We start from the raw sequence: 16,007 nt of genomic DNA on the forward strand, positions 1-16,007 counted from the left end.
GCCCGGCCTCAGCGCACGTTGTTGGCGGTCTGCAGCATCTGGTCGGTCGCCTCGATCACCTTCGAGTTCATCTCGTAGGCGCGCTGGGCGGCGATCAGCTGGGTGATCTCCTGCACCACATTGACGTTCGAGGCCTCGAGATAGCCCTGCCGCACCTTGGCGTAGCCGGGATCGGAGGGCAGGCCCTGGTTGGGCTGGCCGGAGGCCTCGGTCTCCAGGAACTTGTTGCCGCCGATCGCCTCGAGGCCGGAGTCGTTGGCGAACATGAAGAGGTTCAGCCGGCCGGCATTGCGCTGCTGGCCATTGGCCTCGGTGACGATCACCTCGCCGGCCTGGTTGATCGTGACATCCTTGGCATCGGCCGCGACATTGATCGCGGGCTCCACCGGATAGCCCTCGCTGGTCACCAGCTGGCCCTCGTTGGAGAGCTTGAGGCTGCCGTCACGGGTATAGGCCATGGTGCCGTCCGGCAGGGTGATGCCGAGATAGCCGCGCCCCTCCAGCGCCAGGTCGTAGCGGTTGCCGGTCTCGGTCAGCGAGCCCTGCAGGGTGATGCGGCTGACCGCCGAGTTGCGCACGCCGAGGCCGACCTGGGTGCCCACCGGCAGCAGCGTTCCGGCCTCGGAGGAGGCGGAGCCGACGCGCTCGGTGGACTGGTAGATCAGGTCCTGGAACTCCGCCTTGCGGCGCGTGAAGGCGGTGGTCGAGACGTTCGCGATGTTGTTGGCGATGACCTCGACATTGGTCTGCTGGGCCTGCATGCCGGTGGCCGCGATGCTCATGGCGCGCATGGGGGAACTCCTTCGTCGCGGGAGGGGATTGCGGCCATGCTCACGGCCGCCCGATGGTCTCGATCATCCGGCGCAGCCGGCTGTCATCCTCGCTGACCGCCTGCTGCAGGCTGTCATAGGCGCGCTGCAGCAGGGTGAGATTGGCCAGCTCCTGCACCGGCTGGACGGTGGAGGCCTCGAGCGCGGCCTGCACCAGCCGCGCCGCGCCCGGCGGCGCCGGCGCCGCATCGGCGATCTCGAGCAGGCCGTCGCCGGCCTTGCGGAGGGCGCGCGGATCGGAGCCGCGGAACAGGCCGATACGGCCGGCCGGCTCGGCCCGGCCGCCCTCGAGCGTGACCAGGATGGTGCCGTCGGCGCGGATCTCGAGGCGGGAGGCGGCGTCGGGCAGCGTGATGCGGCCGCCATCCTCGCCCAGCACCGGGCGGCCGGCGCTGTCGGTCAGGGTGTTGTCGGCGCTGATCTTCAGCCGGCCGTCCCGCGTGTAGCCGCGGGCGCCGCCCGGCCGCTCGACCGCCAGATGGGCATCGCCGTCGATCGCCAGGTCGAGCGGATTGCCGGTCTGGGCGATGCCGCCCTGGCGGGTGTCGACATAGGTCGCGCGGTCCTGCACGAAGGCCACCTCGCGCCCCGGCACGGCGAGGCGGCTGACATGGCTCTGGAACAGGGTGCGGTCGCCGCGGAAGCCGGTGGTGCTGGCATTGGCCAGGTTGCTGGCGGTGACGTCGAGCTGCTGGCGCAGCGCCAGCTGCCCGGACAGGCCGACGATGCTGGGGCTGTCCATGGCGTCAGTTCCTCTCCGGCAGCAGCTGCTCGATCCGCCGGCTGCGGGCGATGGCGGCGCGGGCGCCGGCGACGCCACGCTCGGGCGGCGCCTCGGCGGTGAGACGCAGCAGGTTCTCGGCGGCGGGCTCGCCGGCCAGCAGATCGGGCGCGATGCCGGGGCGCTGCCGCGCCAGCGCCGCGGCGCTGGCCAGCCGCGCCGCGGCCTCGGCCCGCGGCGATGCCTCGAGCGCCGGGTCGCGCAGCAGCGCGGCATAGGCCTCGGCCGCCGCGGCCCAGTCCTGGGCCTGGAACAGCAGGGCGGCACGCTGCTGGCGGTCGGCCAGGTCGGGCAGCCCTTCCAGCGCCCGCGCCGCCTCCAGCGGCCGGCCGAGGCGCAGCAGGGCGGCGCTGGCGGCCTGCCGGGTCGCGGTGCCGGGTGGCAGCGGGGCGAGCAGGGCCAGGGCCCGCTGCGCGTCGCCCTGGGCGGCGCCGGCCTCGGCGCGGGCCAGCAGCAGCGCCGCCTCCGGGCGCTGCGCCGTGGCTGGGGTGAGCTGCCGCCCGGTGTCGAGCGCCGCATCGGCCAGGCCCTGCTCCAGCATCAGCCGCAGCGCGCCGAGGCGGATGTCGTCGCCCCGCTCGCCCGGCGTGGCATAGCCCTCGTACTGCCAGTAGAGCGCCAGCCGGTCGGCCGGCGGCGGCAGGCCGCCGTCGCGCGGGGCGAGCAGCAGCCGGCGCAGGGCGCCCGCCGCCAGCCGGGCGCCGCGGCTGTCCATGCCGGGGCGCAGCGCGGCCATGCCGGCGCCATCGGCCACCGCCAGGGCGCCGCCGATATCGCCACGCTCCAGCAGCCGCTCGGCATAGAGCACGGCCGCCTCCTCGCCCAAGGAATCGAAGCGGTAGGTGCGGCTGGCATCCTGCAACAGCAGTTCGGCCTGCTGCGCCTCGGGACCGGGCTGGCCGAGCCGCAGCGCCGCCAGCCGCAGCCGCGCCTGCTGCGCCGGCAGGCCGCGGGCGCCGAAGCCCTCCACGGCCACGGCGCGCTCCAGATGCTGCACCTCGTCCGCGCGGTTGCCCTCCAGCCGGGCCAGCCGCGCCAGCAGGGCATGGCGCAGGATCCGCTGGTCGGGACGCAGCCCGTCCAGGGTGCGGATGGCGCCGAGCAGGCCGCGCAGCGTCTCCGCGTCCTCCTCGGCCGCATCGGCCAGGATGCCCACGAAGGCGAGGCGCAGATCCGGCGGCAGGTCGCGCAGCGCGCCCCGGATGCGCGGCGCCAGGCGCGACAGGACCGGCCCGTCGCCGCCCAGCGCCGCGGCCAGGCCCTGCCAGAGCGGCAGGTCGGGCCAGGCGCAGCCGGCCGCCTCGGCCAGCAGCGGCGAGGCCGGGTCGATCGGCTGACGGGCGAGCAGGCGGGCCATGTCGCGCGCCCGCTCGAGCCGCGCCCGCAGGAGCGGGCCGGGCGTCTCGGCAAGCGGCCCGGACAGCAGCGACAGCGCCTCGCGCGGCAGCTCATGCGCCACGTAGAATTCGGCCAGGGCGGCGAGCTCGGCCGGGCCCTGGTCGGTCCGCGCCAGGGCGGCGCGGCGCGGCGCCAGGCCCTCGGTGAAGCTTCCGCCGCCCTTCCACGCCGCCATCGAGAAGGAGGCGGCCGGGCAGGCGAGGCGCGCCACGGGCGGCATGGGGACCGGATCGGGAGTTGCCTCGGGAGCCGCTTCGGGGGCTGGCGGCGCGGCCAGGGGTGCGGCCAGGGTCGGGGTGGGGAGCGGCGCGGCGGCGGGGGGGGCCGCGCCGTTCAGCAGGGCGAGGCGGCGGGTCATGGCGTCCCGCAGCGCGGCCAGATCATCCGTCTTCAACGGCGGGGCGGCGGCCGGCGCCGGAGCGGAGACGGGCGGGGCAACGGGCGGCGGGGGCGCCGGCGCCGTGGCGGCCAGGGGCACGGGCGTGGGCGCGGCCAGGGGCGCGGCCGGCGGCGGGGCGCCGCGCAGCAAGGCCTCCGCCTGGTCGCGGCCGAGCAGGCCGAGGCGCACCGCATCCTCCAGCAGGCGGCGCCGCGCCGCCTCGATCCGTTCGGCCTGCGGCGCCAGCTCCGCCCCGGAAGGGGCGCCGGCGGCGGGGCGCAGATCGACATAGAGCATGCCGTCGAAAGCGCCGCTCTCGGCGGTGCAATCGCAGCTGCCGTGCAGCCGCAGCACGGTCTCGCCCGCGTCCTGGCGCACCGAGACGCCGGCCAGCTCGCGCGGGCGGCGCAGGCCGGACTGGTCGATGCGATAGGCGCCGCGCAGCCGCAGCTCATGGTCCTGGCCCAGCCGGCGCAGGCTGTAGGCGGGGATCTCGCCCAGATGCAGCACGACCCGGCCGCGATCGGCATGCTGTCCGCCGCGCAGCCGCACCGCCAGGGATGGCGCCGCGGCCGCGGCGTCCCGCCCGGCGGGGGGCGGAGCCGGTTGCGCCTGGACGGGTTGGGGCTGAACGGGTTGGGCGGGCGCAGATTGGGCCGAAGGGGATTGCGCCGGAGCGGGACCGGCCATCGGCAGGGCAAGGCCGGCCAGCAGAACGGCCCTTGGCAGGGCGGCGGCGGGCGGCATGGGGCTCAGGCCCCCTCGCCGTCGGTCTTGACCCGGCCGGCCTCGCGCAGCTGCTCCTCCATCTGGTCGAAGCTCGGCTGCAGCTTGGAGGGCACCGACTGGCGCCCGACCTCGACGCAGATCTGCGGCGAGAGGTTCTCGAGATAGCTGGTGATCACCGCCCGGGTGACATCGAGCATGCGCCGCTCCTCCTCGACGATGCCCTTGATCCGCGCGGCCAGCGGACCGACCAGGCCATAGGAGAGGAAGACGCCGAGGAAGGTGCCGACGAGCGCCGAGCCGATCATGCCGCCCAGGATTTCCGGGCTCTCGCTGATCGCGCCCATCGCCTTGATGACGCCGAGCACGGCGGCGACGATGCCGAGCGCGGGGAAGGCGTCGGCCACGGTCTGGATCGCCTTGGCCGGCTTGAGGTTCTCCGCGTGGCGCTTGTCGATGGCCGCCTCCATCATCTCGCCGACGCGGTGCGGGTCCTTGTTGTTCAGGGTGATGGTGCGCAGCGTGTCGCAGACCAGGCCGCGCAGCGCGGGCTCGGCGGTCAGCCGGGTGTAGCGGCTGAAGATGGGCGAGGTCTCCGGCTTCTCGATATGCTTCTCGAGCTTGGCCGCACCCTCCTTCTGATGCGTGCGCAACAGCAGGTAGAGCAGGCAGAGCAGGTCGTTGAAGTCCTGGCTCTTCCAGCGGGGGCCCTTGAAGGCGATGCCCAGCGACTTGAATGTTTTCGCAACGCTGGCGGCATCACCCATGATCAGCAGGGTCATCACGCCGCTGCCGCCAATGATGATCATCTCCGGGCCGATGGCATGGAGGATGACCCCCATCTTGCCGCCCGCGATCAGGTAGCCGCCGAAGATGGCGACGAAGACTCCAAGGATTCCGGCAATCTGGATCATCGCGTTGCAGCGGCCTCGCCTCGTTGCGACAGACGGCCTGCAGGCGGCCGATGCATCCCTCTTATCATTTCGCATGCCTTCGTGCTATGGACATTTTTCGCAAAATGCGGAGTGCCCCATGCCCCAGCCGGTCTCCCTCCAACCCCTGGCCGACCCGGCCGGCCGCGCCACGCGCGAAAGCCTCGGTCGCTACAATGTCGATTCCCGGGTCACCGGCGCGTTGCGCAGCGCCGCCAGCGCCACGGGCGTCGGCTTCGAGGTGCTGGCCGCCAAGGCGGCGATGGAAAGCGGCTTCCGCAGCGACGCCCAGGCCGGCACCTCCTCGGCGCGCGGCCTGTTCCAGTTCATCGAGCAGACCTGGCTCGGCGTGGTGCAGGAGCATGGCGCGGCGCATGGCCTGGCCCAGGAGGCGGCGGCGATCACCCGCCAGGGCAGCCGCCTCACCGTCTCCGATCCGGCGCTGCGCAGCCGCATCCTGGCGCTGCGCGACGATCCGCAGATCGCGGCCAGGCTCGGCGCCGAGCATCTGAAGGACACCGCCGATGCACTGGCCCCGGCCCTGGGCGGCCGCAAGCCGGACGCGACCGAGCTCTATCTCGGCCACTTCCTCGGCCCGCGCGGCGCCACGGCGTTCCTGCGGACCCTGTCGAGCGATCCCGACAAGGCGGCGAGCCAGGTGCTGCCGGAGGCGGCGCGGGCCAATCCGGCGATCTTCCGCGGCGCCGACGGCGCCCCCCTCTCGGTGCGGCAGGTGATGGAGACGCTGCGCGGGCGGGTGAGCCAGACCTATGCGCAGCTCGGCCTCGCCGCGCCGGACGGGCCGCTGAGCCTGACCGTCGCGCAACCGGAGGCGACCACCGCCGCCGCCGCGGCGGCCGAGGCGGATCCCTTCTGGTGGGGCAGCGGCCGCCCGGCCCGGGTGGCGCACGACCAGGAGCAGGCGATGCTGTCCACGCTGGTCGAGGTGTTCAGCCGCATGAACAAGGCCGGCGCGCTGCGCGGCGCGGAGGCCCGGGACCTGCCCGCCGGGATCGTCCAGGCGCTGCGCGAGGACGCCGCCGCGGCGCGGCGCGCCTACGGCCAGGGCTGACGGGCGCCGGTCCACTCCAGAGGGCGCCGACGGCGCCTTCCCCGGCCGAGCTGTATTTTTTCGCGCGACCCCGGCCGCTCAGGACCGGGTGGCGCGCCGGGCATCGTTCTCCCGCCGGACCTCGGCGCCATGCGCCCGGCCGGCCCTGTAGCACTGGCGCAGCGCCGCCATCAGCAGCGCCCGCTGCCCCGGCACGACCAGCCAGTCCTGCGGCGCGCGGCGCGCCAGCAGATCCAGCCCGATCCCCTCGCCCAACGCCATGGCGGCCGCGTCCTGCGCCGGGCCGCACAGCCCGTCCCGGCGACCCAGCGCCGCGGCCCGGCTCAGCATGGTTTCGGCGAGCTGCTCGGGCGAGGGGTCGACAAGCTGGATCGGCATGCTGCGGTGTCCTTCTGGGAGGGGTCGGTGAGACAAATCTGTAGGATTTCGCGTGGCCTATCAAGTATTTTTCGCATAACGTCGCAACCCGGCCGCAGCGGTGCTGCCATACGGGAGCCCTGCCGGCGCCGCGCCAGGGTCGCGGGAGACTTCCGGAGAAATTTGCGAAAAATTTCTGCGCGATGAAGATACTGAGGCCCCGATCATGGAGAAGGCCATGCCATCCCTCCCCCGACCGCTCCTGCCGGCGCTGCTGGCCTGCGCGGCCCTTGGCGGCGCCGCCTGCCTGCCGATGGCAGGCCCGCCAGCCTGGCTCGCCCCGCCTCCCCCCCCCGCCTACTGGCTCCTCGCCAGCCTGGCCCTGGCGCCGCTTCCCCTGCTGCGGTCCCGGCGCCGCCGCCGGCACCGGGCGGGGTTGCTCTCCCTCGGCCTGCAACTGGCGCCCGACGCGCTGACCCTGCGGCGCCGGGCGACGCTGCGCCTCGCCCGGGTCACGCCGGCCCGCTGGGCCGCCAGCCAGGACGGCTGGCGGCTGGAACTGGAGCGCGGCGGGGCGCCCGACCTGTCCTGGCGCCTGAGCCTGCACACGGCGGCCCGGGCCGGAGTGCCCTCCCAGGCCCGGGCCGCCAGCCTCGAATCCGTGCTGGAGGCCGCCCGCCGGCTGTGGGGCCCGGCGGCGGACAGGACCGCCCCGGCCGACTGGCTGGAGCATGACCTGGAGATCGCCCTGCCGGACCAGCGCCGGCGCCTCACCATCCTCGCGGAAGGCGGCTATGCCCTGCAGGACGCGGCCGGCTGCACCGCCATATCGCCGGTCCTGGCCGAGCGCCTGCTGGCCGCGTCCCAGGCGGTACCGAGCCGGGCGACGCCGGACCTGACGGCCTGACGGCCTGACGGCCTGACGGGGAGAGCCTGCCATCCCGCCGGCGGGCAAGGGGACGGGCGGGGCGACGGCGCGAAATCTCTTGCGCTCTATGCGAAAAACGGTCTATGCAGACCAGGCCCGCAAGAGGCGGGCTCAGCTTACCCGGCAGAATGCGAAACTTACCGGGTGAAGCGCCGGCAGAAGGCAGGCGTGATGAGGTATGAAACCACCCGGGCCGCGGCCACGCAGCCCTCCCTGACACTGCGTGGCCGCGCCCAGCCCCTGCTGACGCTGGAGCTGGCGGATCTGCCGGAAACGGCCCTGGAGACGGCGTTGCAGGAGCGGCTGTCCCGCTCGGCGGGCTTCTTCCGCCATGCCCCGGTCCTGCTCGACCTGACCGCCCTGCCCGCCGCCGCCGCCGCCCGCCTGCCCGGGATGATCGAGGCGGTGCGCCGCACCGGCCTGGTCCCCGCCGCCTTCCAGGCCCGCTGGCCGGAGATCGAGCGCGCCGCCCTGGCCGCCGGCCTCGGCCGCATGCTCGAGGCGGAGCCCGGCCAGGACCTCGCCGCCCCCTGCACCCGCCGCTCGGCCCTGATCATTGGCGAGCCGGTGCGCTCGGGCCAGACGATCTACGCCGCCGAGGCGGATCTGATCGTGCTGCACTCGGTCTCGCCCGGGGCGCAGCTGCTGGCCGATGGCTGCATCCACGTCTATGGCGCGCTGCGCGGCTCGGCCAGCGCCGGCCTGGGCGATGACACGCAGGCCCGCATCTTTGCGAAAATCATGGACCCCGAGCGCCTCGCCATCGCCGGCCTCTGGCTGGGCGCCGAGGAGATTCCGCCCGAATGGCTGAAGCGTCCGGCCCAGCTCCGCATCAGCGAGGGCTGGCTGCGTTTCTCGCCCCTGCCCTGACCTCCGACCCCTCGCACCGACAACAGGGAGAACCCGAATGTCCGCGACCGTGATCACCGTGACCTCCGGCAAGGGGGGCGTCGGCAAGACGACCACCACCGCCGCCTTCGGCGCCGCCCTGGCCTTGCGCGGCAAGCGTGTCTGCCTGGTCGATTTCGACGTCGGCCTGCGCAACCTCGACCTGGTGCTCGGCATCGAGAAGCGGGTGGTCTACGACTTCCTGCACGTGGCGAGCGGCCAGGCCAAGCTGCAGCAGGCGTTGATCAAGGACAAGCGGATCGACAACCTCTTCGTCCTCGCCACCTCGCAGACGCAGGAGAAGGACGCCCTCACCCCCGACGGCGTCAGCCGCGTCATGGAGGAGCTCAAGCGCGAGTTCGACTACATCCTCTGCGACAGCCCGGCCGGGATCGAGCACGGCGCCATGATGGCGCTCTACCACGCCGACCACGCGCTGGTGGTCTGCAATCCCGAGGTCAGCTCGATCCGCGACGCCGACCGCATCCTCGGCTTCATCGCCGCCAAGTCTCGGCGCGCCGAGACGGGACAGGAACCGGTGCGGGAACATCTGCTGGTCACCCGCTTCGACGCCGAGCGTGTGCGGGCGGGCGAGATGCTGCCGCTGCACGACATCCAGGACATCCTCTCGGCCGATCTGCTCGGTGTCATCCCGGAGAGCCGGGCGGTGCTGAAGGCCTCGAATTCCGGACTGCCGGCCAGCATGGACGCCGCGACCGATGCCGGCCAGGCCTATCGCGAGGCGGTGTCCCGCTTCCTGGGCGAGGTGCGCCAGCCGGTGCGGGTGCCGAGCGCCGCCGTCATCAGCGCCACCCTGGCCGTCGCCGAGCAGCGGAGCTTCCTGCGCCGCCTGTTCCGCTTCGCCTGATCTCCTGAAAGGAAAGCCATGCCCCTGATCGCCCTGATCCAGCGCCGCCGGAGCACGGCGCATCTCGCTGCGGCGCGGCTGCGCCGGCAGGTCGGCGCCGATCGCGTCGCGGTGCTGGGGGAGGACATCACCCAGCGCCTGCAGGAGGCCTGCCTGCGGGAGATCCGTAAGCTGGCGCGCGGCGGCCAGGTGCGGGTCAAGATCGGCACCTCGCCGAAGCTGGAGCTGCGCGAGATCGACATCGACCTGACGCCGGGCCGCTGAAAGGACGCGACATGCTGATCTCGGCCGCGCAATGCCGCATGGCCCGCGCCGCGCTGGGCCTCTCCCTGCGCGAGTTGGCCGCGGCGGCGGGCGTCTCGGTCAATACGCTGAGCCGGATCGAGGGGGCGGGCAATGTCACCAGCCGCACCCTGGGCAAGGTGCAGGCGGTGCTGGCCGGCCAGGGCGCGCTCTTCCGTCGCGACGGCTCGGTCGGCGTTCTGACGTCAGAAGGGGCACCGGCGCACCTCAGCGCCGAGGCCGGGCCCCAGGGCTAGGCTCCAGGGCTAGGCGCCAGGACCCTGTCAGGCCGCCCTAGGCTTCCAGCAGGGCGGCGATCTCCCGCCGCAACGCCTCCAGCCCGTCCCGCTCGGGCGGGCTGAGCGGCCGGCCGCTCTGGCGCCGGGCCGCGAGCCGGGCCGCGAGGCGCTCCACCGCCGCCGCCGGCAGCAGCGTGCGGGGCGCGCCGGCGGCTCCTGGCCGGGGTGCGTCGGGCCCGCCGCGCACGGCCTGCCGGATCGCCCGGACCGTCAGTTCCCCCCGCTCGGCCAGCTGCATCAGCCGCTGCCGCACCGGCCCCTCCTCGAGCCGCGCGAGCTCGACCAGCACGTTACGGGGCAGCCGCGCCATGCGCGCCAGGAACGCCTCGGGCAGGGTCAGCAGGCGCAGGGTGGCGCTGATCTCGGCCGGGCTCTGCCCGAGCAGCCGCGCCGCCTCCGCCTGGCTCATGCCCTCGCGCGCCAGCAGGCGCTGCACGCCGCGCGCCGCCTCCACCGGCGCGAGGTCGGCGCGCTGCAGATTCTCCAGCAGCGCCGCCAGCTCGGCATCCCCCTCATGCTCGATGGCCAGCAGGCTGCTCCAGCCATTCTGCCGCGCCGCCCGCCAGCGGCGCTCGCCCGCCACCAGGACCCAGCCGCCCGGCCGCTCCGGGTCCCGGCGCAGCAGGACCGGCTGCAGCTGCCCCTGCGCCGCCATGGTGGCGGCGAGGGCGGCGAGGGCCTCGGGGTCGAAATGCCGGCGCGGCTGCGCCGGGTCCGGGCGGATCCGCTCCAGCGGCGCCTCGAAACTGTGCCGGAAGCGGCTGTCCCGCGGCACCAGGGCCGCCGAGGCCTCGCCGATAGCCGACATCGCCGCCCCCAGCACCGGCGAGGCGGGCCTGCGGCGCGGCGGGGCGGGCCGCGTCATGCCAGCGCCTCCTGCGGCGGGACCGAGGCCATCTGCGGCAGCGGCCCGCCGGCCAGCAGCGCCGCCGCCAGCCGGCCATAGACGGCGGGCGCCGCCGCGCCCGGCGAGGCCTCGAGCGCGATCCGGCCGTTGCGCGCGGCATGGCCGAAGACCGCGCTGGCCGGCACCGGCTCCAGCACCGGGGCGCGATCGCGCATGATGCCGACCAGCTGCTCGAGCACCTCGCGGTCGACCGATTTGCGCGCGCCGTACTGGGTCGGCAGGATGCCGGCCAGGCGCAGGCCCGGATTGAGCCGCCGCTGCACCTTGCCGATGGTGGTGAGGATCAGCCCGACCCCCATGCTGTCATAGGGCTCGGTGCGGACGGGGATGATGACATCCTCGGCCGCCGCCAGCGCCATCACCGTCAGCATGCCGAGATTGGGCGGGGCGTCGAGCAGGATGACGTCATAGCGGTCGCGCACCGTCTCCAGGCTCTCGCGCAGGGCGACGTCGAAGCCCGGCTCGCGGCGCCCGTCGGTCTCCGCCAGATCAATATGGCTGGGCGCCAGATCGAAGCCGGCGCGGCCGGCCAGCAGCGCGTCCTCCTGCCCCAGGATGGCCTGTTCCAGCGGCAGGTCGCGCAGGATGACATGGGCCATGGTGCGACCCTGGCGATAGGCCTCGACACTGTCGCCGGCGAGCAGGGCGACGGTGGCCGTGGCCTGCGGGTCGAGATCAAGGAGCAGGACGCGCGCCCCCGCGCGCGCCAGCCCGCAGGCCAGGTTCAGCGCCGAGGTGGTCTTGCCGACCCCGCCCTTCTGATTGGCCAGGGCCAGGATGCGGGCATGGCGCGGCCGGCCGTGCGCCAGGCCGCGCAGCGCCTCCGCCACCTCCTGCGGGACCGGCTCATGGCCGTTCTCCCAGCGCGAGACCTTGGGCTTGTCGTAGCTGCGCCCGAGCGACGCGTTCAGCCGGTCCTTCAGCGCCGACTGGCTGAGCCGCAGCTGCCGGCGCAGCCCGCGCAGATCCTCACCCCGCATCCCGCCCCCCTGACCCCCTCGGCCGCCGCCGGTTCTGACGTCAGAACCGGGCTTGCCGGTATCCCCGGCAGGGTGGCAGGGCCGGGCACGACCGTCAACGTCAACAGCAGTGGTTGACCGTTGATGAGATCAGTGGGGCCACGTGGCCTTCTGACGTCAGAAGGCCGGGCGCGGCGCGAACATCCGCCGCTGGCACTCGGCGACCGCCGCCTCGAGCCCTTGGCAGGTCCAGCGCGCCACCAGCCGGGGCTGTGGCGGCGCGGCCTCCGACGGGGCCATGACCGCGGCGAAGGGCAGGCTTTCCAGTGTGCAGTGATAGGGGCGCGGCTGCCCCGGATGCTCACGGATATAGGCGGTCTGCACCTCGCTCCAGGGCTGCTCCGCCGTCACCGGGCCGGTCGCGCTGAGCTGGGAGCAGACCCAGATCCCCGGCAGGCCCGGCTCCCGCGCCATGGCAACGAAGGCGGGCGCCAGGCAAAGGGTCGTGCTGTCCGGCGCCGGGCGTTGCGCCGCGCCGAGCGCCGCGGTGATCGCCGCCAACAGGCCGGGCGCCTCGCCCTGGGTGACCATCCGCTCCGGCGCCCCGGCCTGCGGCAGGAGCGGCCGGGTCTCGGTCGTCCAGGCGATCGCGCCTTCCTGCCAGTCGTCCTGCGTGCCACGCAGCAGGCAGTGGTGGTGGTGCCGGGCCAGCCCCGGCGCCTCGGCCGTGGCGGTGGTGAAGGCGCAGGCGCGCCACACCGGGCCGGGCAGATCGCCCCGCCCCTCGATCTCCACGAAATGGGGCGCCACGAAGCTCGGATAGCGCAGACCACTCATGGCCCGGCTCCGGCCGCTGACAGAACTTTCCACGACATGCCCGGGACTCCCGCATGGATCACGCGGAGATTATCGCGGAAGGGCGCCCGAGCGAGGCCGGACGGTGCCTCGCGGCTTGAAAAAATCTCTTTTTATGTACAAATCCCTAAAAGGTTTCCAGGTTCTTTATCCCCTGGTTCCTGAAGGGAGCTGCGGATGCGGCCGGTTTGTCTCGTCATCCTGTTGCTGCTGTCGCTGGCCGCCGCCCTGGCGGGGCTGACGTTCGGCCGGTCCGGCAATGCCGCGTCGGAGACCAGCCTGTGCGGCCAGGCCTCGGCCAGCCTGTCGCCGGGTCAGCGGGCCGACTGCATGGCGCGCGTCTTCCGGCAATAGCGGGTCTCGCGCCGGGTCGGCCACGCCCGCGGCCGTCGGGCCCCAGGCGGGGTCCGGGCAGGCCGGAGGCCCTCAGCCGCCGCTGGAGGGCGGCAGGGCGCGCAGCACGAAGAGGCGGTGCGAGGCGATGTCCACCATCCGCCGCATGCGCTCCAGCCAGGCCTTCTCGGCCTCCTGCTGGCTGTGGAAGGGACCGTGCAGTTCCTCCGTTCCGGCCTCGAGGTCGGTGAAGCTCGTGTCGCGGAAGATTCCGCCCCAGACCACCCAGATTTCGTGGCTGCTCAGGGGATCGTTCATGCTGGGTCCTTCCATTCTGGCGGGCCGTTCCGGCGGAGAGTGTGCGGCCAATCCGCCGCGCCGGTTAACGCGCGCAACGTATGCGGATTTTCATCCGTTTGGCAGGGCCAGAGCGGCTCGATCCCCCTCTGGAATGAAACAGCCACCCGTCGGCCTGAAGCAGGGCGATGCCCAGGGCGAGGATCGCCAAGCCGGCCAGCATGGCTTCCTCCGGCAGCAGCCAGGGAGCCAGGTGATGGCCGGGGGCCAGCAGCAGGATGCTGCCGAGCAGCAGCAGTAGAAACGGGCCTGGTCGCTTGTGGATCGGCATCGGGTTCTCCCTCGGGCTCGGCGTCTCTCCTATCATTTTTCGCACAATCCCCGCAATTTTTTTGTCGCTCCTCGCGCGCTTTGTCTGCGGCGGAGAGGGTGAAGCGGCGCAAGAACACGCAAGAACTCCGGTTCATAACTGAAAAGAAGATTCAGTAAATCAACCTTTGGTTGATATCTCGAATCCTTGCTCACTGCCTGCTTTCGTCTTTACGCCGACACTGCCTGCGGCGGCCGGGCCTTGCGTTGTGCTGTTCCCGACAACCCCGTTCCATGACCATCCCGGCTTCGCGCCGTCGTGGCCCGCCAGAAGTGTTACAAAGTTATAAGAGTCTTAGAGTCATACAGTTATGCCCCCCGAATTCCCCTTCAGGATCATGGGGTTGAGGGGCCTTTGCGTCGGCGTCACGACGAACTTGCGTCGGCGTCACGACGAACTTGCGTCGGCGTCACGACGAACTTGCGTCGGCGTCACGACGAGGATTTGTCGGCGTCACGACGAGTGGCTTTTGCCCTGTCGGCGTCACGACGAATGGGGCTGTGGATAAAATCTCCCGCTCACGAGCCTGGTACGAGCCGGGCCCGGCGGGAGGGATGTCGGCGTCACGACGAATCCCCGGGTCAAAAAGACTCGTCGCCACGCCGACAGGCCGGATGGCGATGCTGGAAACCGGCCGCCGCCACAGGCACAAGGGAGGCGCAGGACACGCGGGGCCGATGGACGAGCAGCAGGCTTTCAACTTCTCCGGGATCACCGACAGCCCGCTGGTGGGGAAGGTCAAGGGCGACCGCAACACCATGGTCTACAACTTCTTCTCGCTGCGGCGGGAGAAGGAGACCGAGCTGCCGCGCTACGATGACGGCACCACCTGGATCGAGGTGGTCGGCACCAAGCACGGCGTCGCCTCGATCTGGGACAAGGAGCTGCTGGTCTATTCGGCCTCGCTGATCGCCGACAAGCTGAACCGGGGCGAGAATCCCTCGCCGCGCATCACCTTCACCGCGCACGACTTCTTCGTCACCACCGGCAGCACGCCGGGCGGCTCGGCCTATGAGCGGCTGGAGGAATCCCTGGCGCGGCTGAAGTCCACCTTCATCCGCACCAATATCGAGACCGGCGGGGAGGGGGAGGATCGCGGCTTCGGCTGGCTCGACGAGTACCGCATCCTCTATCACCGCCGCGGCCGCGAGGGCGCCAAGCAGATGCGCGCGGTGGAGCTGACCCTCTGCGCCTGGCTGTTCCGCGCCATCGTGCAGGACAAGCACTTCCTGACCTACAGCCCGAAGTATTTCGAACTGCCGCCGGTCGCCAAGCGGCTCTACGAGATCGCCCGCAGCGGCCCGCCGGAGGGCTTCCGCATGAACCTGGCGAAGCTGCGCAACCGGGTCGGCACGACGCAGGACCTGCGCCGCTTCAAGGCGGAGCTGGCCGCCTATGCGCAGCACCGGCGCAGCCTGCCGGGCTATGGCATCGCCCTGATCGACCCGCGGCTCCGGCGCGCCCTCGACAAGGGCTTTCCGCGCCCCTCCGGCACGGCGCCGCTGAAGTCCTGGCTGGTCGCCTTCTACCCGACCGGCAACCTCACCGCGCTGCTGCCGGTCGAGGCCATGCCGCTGCTCGAGGAGGACGAGGCCGAGCCGGCGGCGGAGGCTGCGGCCGTCCCCTGAACCGTCCCGGGAACCGCCCCTCGGGCCACCCTCAGCCGGACAGCCGCCCCTCGCGGCCCAGGATGCTGATCATCGCCTGCAGCCGCACCGCCTGGCTCTCCAGCAGCGCCGCCTCGCCGGCCAGGCGGTCGGTGGTGTCGGTCAGGTAGCGGGCGGCATCGCCCAGCCGCGCCTCGCCGCGGGCGAGGCCGGACTGCTGCGCCAGCAGGGCGGCCAGGACCTCCGGCAGGCGCGACAGGGCGGGCGCCGCCGTGCCGAGCTGCGCCGCGCAGGCCTCGACGCGCGACAGGGCCTCGGCGGGCAGGGCCGCCTCCAGGCGGTGCAGCGCCGCCTCCAGCCGTGGCGCCAGGGAGGGATTCTCAGAGGGATCGGCAGAGGGATCGGGAGAGGGGGAAGGAAGCGGGGAGAGCGCCGGCAGGCGCGCGGCCGGCGCTGCCTCGGCCTCGAGCATGACCCGCAGCCGGTTGCCCGCCGCCTGGGTCAGGCCGGAAAGCTGCGCGCCCGCGGCCACCGCCCGGCTCAGCAGGGCGGTGGCCTCGCGCATCTGCCGCCGTTCCTCGCTGAGCAGGTGCCGCAGATCCTCCAGCAGATCCTCCCGCGGCGCCCTGGGCGGATCCTCCGGTGTGGCGGCGGGCTCGCCCTGCCGCGGCGGCCGCCACGCCAGCGGGGTGGCCGCCAGCGCCAGCAGCGCCGCCGTCCAGACCAGGGCGGGAGCCAGAAGCGGCGCGACATCCCGCGCCGCCGGGCTGCCGGACAGGCTCTGGCCCGCGGCCAGCAGCAGCAGCGCCGCGGCCAGCCACCAGCACGGGCCAAGCGGCCGCGCGGCGCCGGTCGCGGCGGGCAGGAGGGGCGCGGGGAGGGAAGGGAGAAGCGGCATTCTGCGTCGGCCTCGGCCTGGGGCGGGAGGGCGAGGCTATG

19 protein-coding genes are annotated in these 16,007 nt (G+C 73.1%); 8 read left to right on the plus strand and 11 right to left on the minus strand.

What is annotated here, in order from left to right:
- Positions 1 to 8: 8 nt before the first annotated feature.
- The 4 genes from flgG to motA all read right to left on the minus strand — a co-directional run bounded on the left by flgG (position 9) and on the right by motA (position 5,028).
- Entirely contained in the window at positions 9 to 791 is a 783-nt protein-coding gene (flgG, locus tag ACF3NH_RS22015) for a flagellar basal-body rod protein FlgG (RefSeq protein WP_422926037.1), read from the minus strand.
- 40 nt (positions 792 to 831) lie between these two features.
- On the minus strand, positions 832 to 1,572 hold the full coding sequence (gene flgF / locus ACF3NH_RS22020; protein ID WP_422926039.1) for a flagellar basal-body rod protein FlgF: 741 nt from the start codon (positions 1,570 to 1,572) through the stop codon (positions 832 to 834).
- 4 nt (positions 1,573 to 1,576) lie between these two features.
- Positions 1,577 to 3,940 (minus strand): hypothetical protein, encoded by a 2,364-nt coding sequence (locus tag ACF3NH_RS22025; protein WP_422926041.1) that lies wholly within the window; start codon positions 3,938 to 3,940, stop codon positions 1,577 to 1,579.
- Positions 3,941 to 4,140: 200 nt separating this feature from the next.
- Positions 4,141 to 5,028 carry a flagellar motor stator protein MotA gene (gene motA / locus ACF3NH_RS22030; RefSeq protein ID WP_422926043.1) on the minus strand — a complete coding sequence of 296 codons (888 nt, stop codon included), beginning with the start codon at positions 5,026 to 5,028 and terminating at the stop codon, positions 4,141 to 4,143.
- A gap of 118 nt (positions 5,029 to 5,146) precedes the next feature.
- On the opposite strand from motA, the gene ACF3NH_RS22035 reads away from it, so the two are divergent.
- A complete protein-coding gene (locus tag ACF3NH_RS22035; RefSeq protein ID WP_422926045.1) occupies positions 5,147 to 6,118 on the plus strand; it encodes a lysozyme family protein in 972 nt (323 codons plus the stop codon).
- A 78-nt stretch (positions 6,119 to 6,196) separates the two neighbouring features.
- Here the strand turns inward: ACF3NH_RS22035 and ACF3NH_RS22040 are convergent, their stop codons facing one another.
- The gene (locus ACF3NH_RS22040) at positions 6,197 to 6,496 is read right to left on the minus strand and encodes a hypothetical protein (protein WP_422926047.1); all 300 of its coding nucleotides are present in this window, start codon (positions 6,494 to 6,496) and stop codon (positions 6,197 to 6,199) included.
- 217 nt (positions 6,497 to 6,713) lie between these two features.
- Between ACF3NH_RS22040 and ACF3NH_RS22045 the strand changes: the two genes are divergently transcribed.
- From ACF3NH_RS22045 to ACF3NH_RS22065, 5 genes are all read left to right on the plus strand, one after another.
- Entirely contained in the window at positions 6,714 to 7,382 is a 669-nt protein-coding gene (locus ACF3NH_RS22045; protein ID WP_422926049.1) for a hypothetical protein, read from the plus strand.
- Positions 7,383 to 7,574: 192 nt separating this feature from the next.
- The gene (gene minC, locus ACF3NH_RS22050) at positions 7,575 to 8,273 is read left to right on the plus strand and encodes a septum site-determining protein MinC (RefSeq protein WP_422926051.1); all 699 of its coding nucleotides are present in this window, start codon (positions 7,575 to 7,577) and stop codon (positions 8,271 to 8,273) included.
- A gap of 37 nt (positions 8,274 to 8,310) precedes the next feature.
- Positions 8,311 to 9,159, plus strand: a complete 849-nt coding sequence (gene minD / locus ACF3NH_RS22055) for a septum site-determining protein MinD (RefSeq protein WP_422926053.1) — start codon at positions 8,311 to 8,313, stop codon at positions 9,157 to 9,159.
- 18 nt (positions 9,160 to 9,177) lie between these two features.
- Complete coding sequence (locus ACF3NH_RS22060; protein ID WP_422926055.1) at positions 9,178 to 9,423, plus strand: hypothetical protein; 246 nt, start codon at positions 9,178 to 9,180, stop codon at positions 9,421 to 9,423.
- Between the two features lie 11 nt (positions 9,424 to 9,434).
- Positions 9,435 to 9,698 (plus strand): helix-turn-helix domain-containing protein, encoded by a 264-nt coding sequence (locus tag ACF3NH_RS22065; RefSeq protein ID WP_422926057.1) that lies wholly within the window; start codon positions 9,435 to 9,437, stop codon positions 9,696 to 9,698.
- Between the two features lie 37 nt (positions 9,699 to 9,735).
- On the opposite strand, the gene ACF3NH_RS22070 is transcribed toward ACF3NH_RS22065, so the two are convergent.
- The 3 genes from ACF3NH_RS22070 to ACF3NH_RS22080 all read right to left on the minus strand — a co-directional run bounded on the left by ACF3NH_RS22070 (position 9,736) and on the right by ACF3NH_RS22080 (position 12,443).
- Positions 9,736 to 10,605 carry a ParB/RepB/Spo0J family partition protein gene (locus ACF3NH_RS22070; protein WP_422926059.1) on the minus strand — a complete coding sequence of 290 codons (870 nt, stop codon included), beginning with the start codon at positions 10,603 to 10,605 and terminating at the stop codon, positions 9,736 to 9,738.
- Entirely contained in the window at positions 10,602 to 11,627 is a 1,026-nt protein-coding gene (locus ACF3NH_RS22075) for a ParA family protein (protein ID WP_422926061.1), read from the minus strand. The genes ACF3NH_RS22070 and ACF3NH_RS22075 overlap by 4 nt, the downstream gene beginning before the upstream one ends.
- Positions 11,628 to 11,783: 156 nt before the next feature.
- Entirely contained in the window at positions 11,784 to 12,443 is a 660-nt protein-coding gene (locus tag ACF3NH_RS22080) for a hypothetical protein (RefSeq protein ID WP_422926063.1), read from the minus strand.
- 195 nt (positions 12,444 to 12,638) lie between these two features.
- Between ACF3NH_RS22080 and ACF3NH_RS22085 the strand changes: the two genes are divergently transcribed.
- The gene (locus ACF3NH_RS22085) at positions 12,639 to 12,815 is read left to right on the plus strand and encodes a hypothetical protein (protein ID WP_422926065.1); all 177 of its coding nucleotides are present in this window, start codon (positions 12,639 to 12,641) and stop codon (positions 12,813 to 12,815) included.
- Between the two features lie 72 nt (positions 12,816 to 12,887).
- Here ACF3NH_RS22085 and ACF3NH_RS22090 read toward each other — a convergent pair whose 3' ends face one another.
- A complete protein-coding gene (locus ACF3NH_RS22090) occupies positions 12,888 to 13,112 on the minus strand; it encodes a DUF4170 domain-containing protein (RefSeq protein WP_422926067.1) in 225 nt (74 codons plus the stop codon).
- Positions 13,113 to 13,176: 64 nt separating this feature from the next.
- Positions 13,177 to 13,422 (minus strand): hypothetical protein, encoded by a 246-nt coding sequence (locus ACF3NH_RS22095; protein ID WP_422926069.1) that lies wholly within the window; start codon positions 13,420 to 13,422, stop codon positions 13,177 to 13,179.
- Positions 13,423 to 14,138: 716 nt separating this feature from the next.
- On the opposite strand from ACF3NH_RS22095, the gene ACF3NH_RS22100 reads away from it, so the two are divergent.
- Positions 14,139 to 15,089 (plus strand): replication initiator protein A, encoded by a 951-nt coding sequence (locus tag ACF3NH_RS22100; RefSeq protein ID WP_422926071.1) that lies wholly within the window; start codon positions 14,139 to 14,141, stop codon positions 15,087 to 15,089.
- 31 nt (positions 15,090 to 15,120) lie between these two features.
- On the opposite strand, the gene ACF3NH_RS22105 is transcribed toward ACF3NH_RS22100, so the two are convergent.
- A complete protein-coding gene (locus tag ACF3NH_RS22105) occupies positions 15,121 to 15,966 on the minus strand; it encodes a hypothetical protein (RefSeq protein ID WP_422926073.1) in 846 nt (281 codons plus the stop codon).
- Positions 15,967 to 16,007 lie beyond the last annotated feature (41 nt).

It is taken from the genome of Pseudoroseomonas sp. WGS1072 (genome assembly GCF_049340465.1).
Classification (GTDB): Bacteria; Pseudomonadota; Alphaproteobacteria; order Acetobacterales; family Acetobacteraceae; genus Pseudoroseomonas.

Bases quoted from the DNA above. Each gene is read 5' to 3' on its own strand.
- ACF3NH_RS22065 (WP_422926057.1), top strand. From the start codon at position 9,435: ATGCTGATCTCGGCCGCGCAATGCCGCATGGCCCGCGCCGCGCTGGGC.
- ACF3NH_RS22070 (WP_422926059.1), bottom strand. From the start codon at position 10,605: ATGACGCGGCCCGCCCCGCCGCGCCGCAGGCCCGCCTCGCCGGTGCTG.
- ACF3NH_RS22095 (WP_422926069.1), bottom strand. From the start codon at position 13,422: ATGCCGATCCACAAGCGACCAGGCCCGTTTCTACTGCTGCTGCTCGGC.
- ACF3NH_RS22100 (WP_422926071.1), top strand. From the start codon at position 14,139: ATGGACGAGCAGCAGGCTTTCAACTTCTCCGGGATCACCGACAGCCCG.
- ACF3NH_RS22045 (WP_422926049.1), top strand. From the start codon at position 6,714: ATGCCATCCCTCCCCCGACCGCTCCTGCCGGCGCTGCTGGCCTGCGCG.
- ACF3NH_RS22060 (WP_422926055.1), top strand. From the start codon at position 9,178: ATGCCCCTGATCGCCCTGATCCAGCGCCGCCGGAGCACGGCGCATCTC.
- flgF (WP_422926039.1), bottom strand. From the start codon at position 1,572: ATGGACAGCCCCAGCATCGTCGGCCTGTCCGGGCAGCTGGCGCTGCGC.
- ACF3NH_RS22080 (WP_422926063.1), bottom strand. From the start codon at position 12,443: ATGAGTGGTCTGCGCTATCCGAGCTTCGTGGCGCCCCATTTCGTGGAG.
- ACF3NH_RS22085 (WP_422926065.1), top strand. From the start codon at position 12,639: ATGCGGCCGGTTTGTCTCGTCATCCTGTTGCTGCTGTCGCTGGCCGCC.
- ACF3NH_RS22090 (WP_422926067.1), bottom strand. From the start codon at position 13,112: ATGAACGATCCCCTGAGCAGCCACGAAATCTGGGTGGTCTGGGGCGGA.
- ACF3NH_RS22035 (WP_422926045.1), top strand. From the start codon at position 5,147: ATGCCCCAGCCGGTCTCCCTCCAACCCCTGGCCGACCCGGCCGGCCGC.
- ACF3NH_RS22040 (WP_422926047.1), bottom strand. From the start codon at position 6,496: ATGCCGATCCAGCTTGTCGACCCCTCGCCCGAGCAGCTCGCCGAAACC.
- ACF3NH_RS22075 (WP_422926061.1), bottom strand. From the start codon at position 11,627: ATGCGGGGTGAGGATCTGCGCGGGCTGCGCCGGCAGCTGCGGCTCAGC.
- ACF3NH_RS22105 (WP_422926073.1), bottom strand. From the start codon at position 15,966: ATGCCGCTTCTCCCTTCCCTCCCCGCGCCCCTCCTGCCCGCCGCGACC.
- motA (WP_422926043.1), bottom strand. From the start codon at position 5,028: ATGATCCAGATTGCCGGAATCCTTGGAGTCTTCGTCGCCATCTTCGGC.
- minC (WP_422926051.1), top strand. From the start codon at position 7,575: ATGAGGTATGAAACCACCCGGGCCGCGGCCACGCAGCCCTCCCTGACA.
- flgG (WP_422926037.1), bottom strand. From the start codon at position 791: ATGCGCGCCATGAGCATCGCGGCCACCGGCATGCAGGCCCAGCAGACC.
- minD (WP_422926053.1), top strand. From the start codon at position 8,311: ATGTCCGCGACCGTGATCACCGTGACCTCCGGCAAGGGGGGCGTCGGC.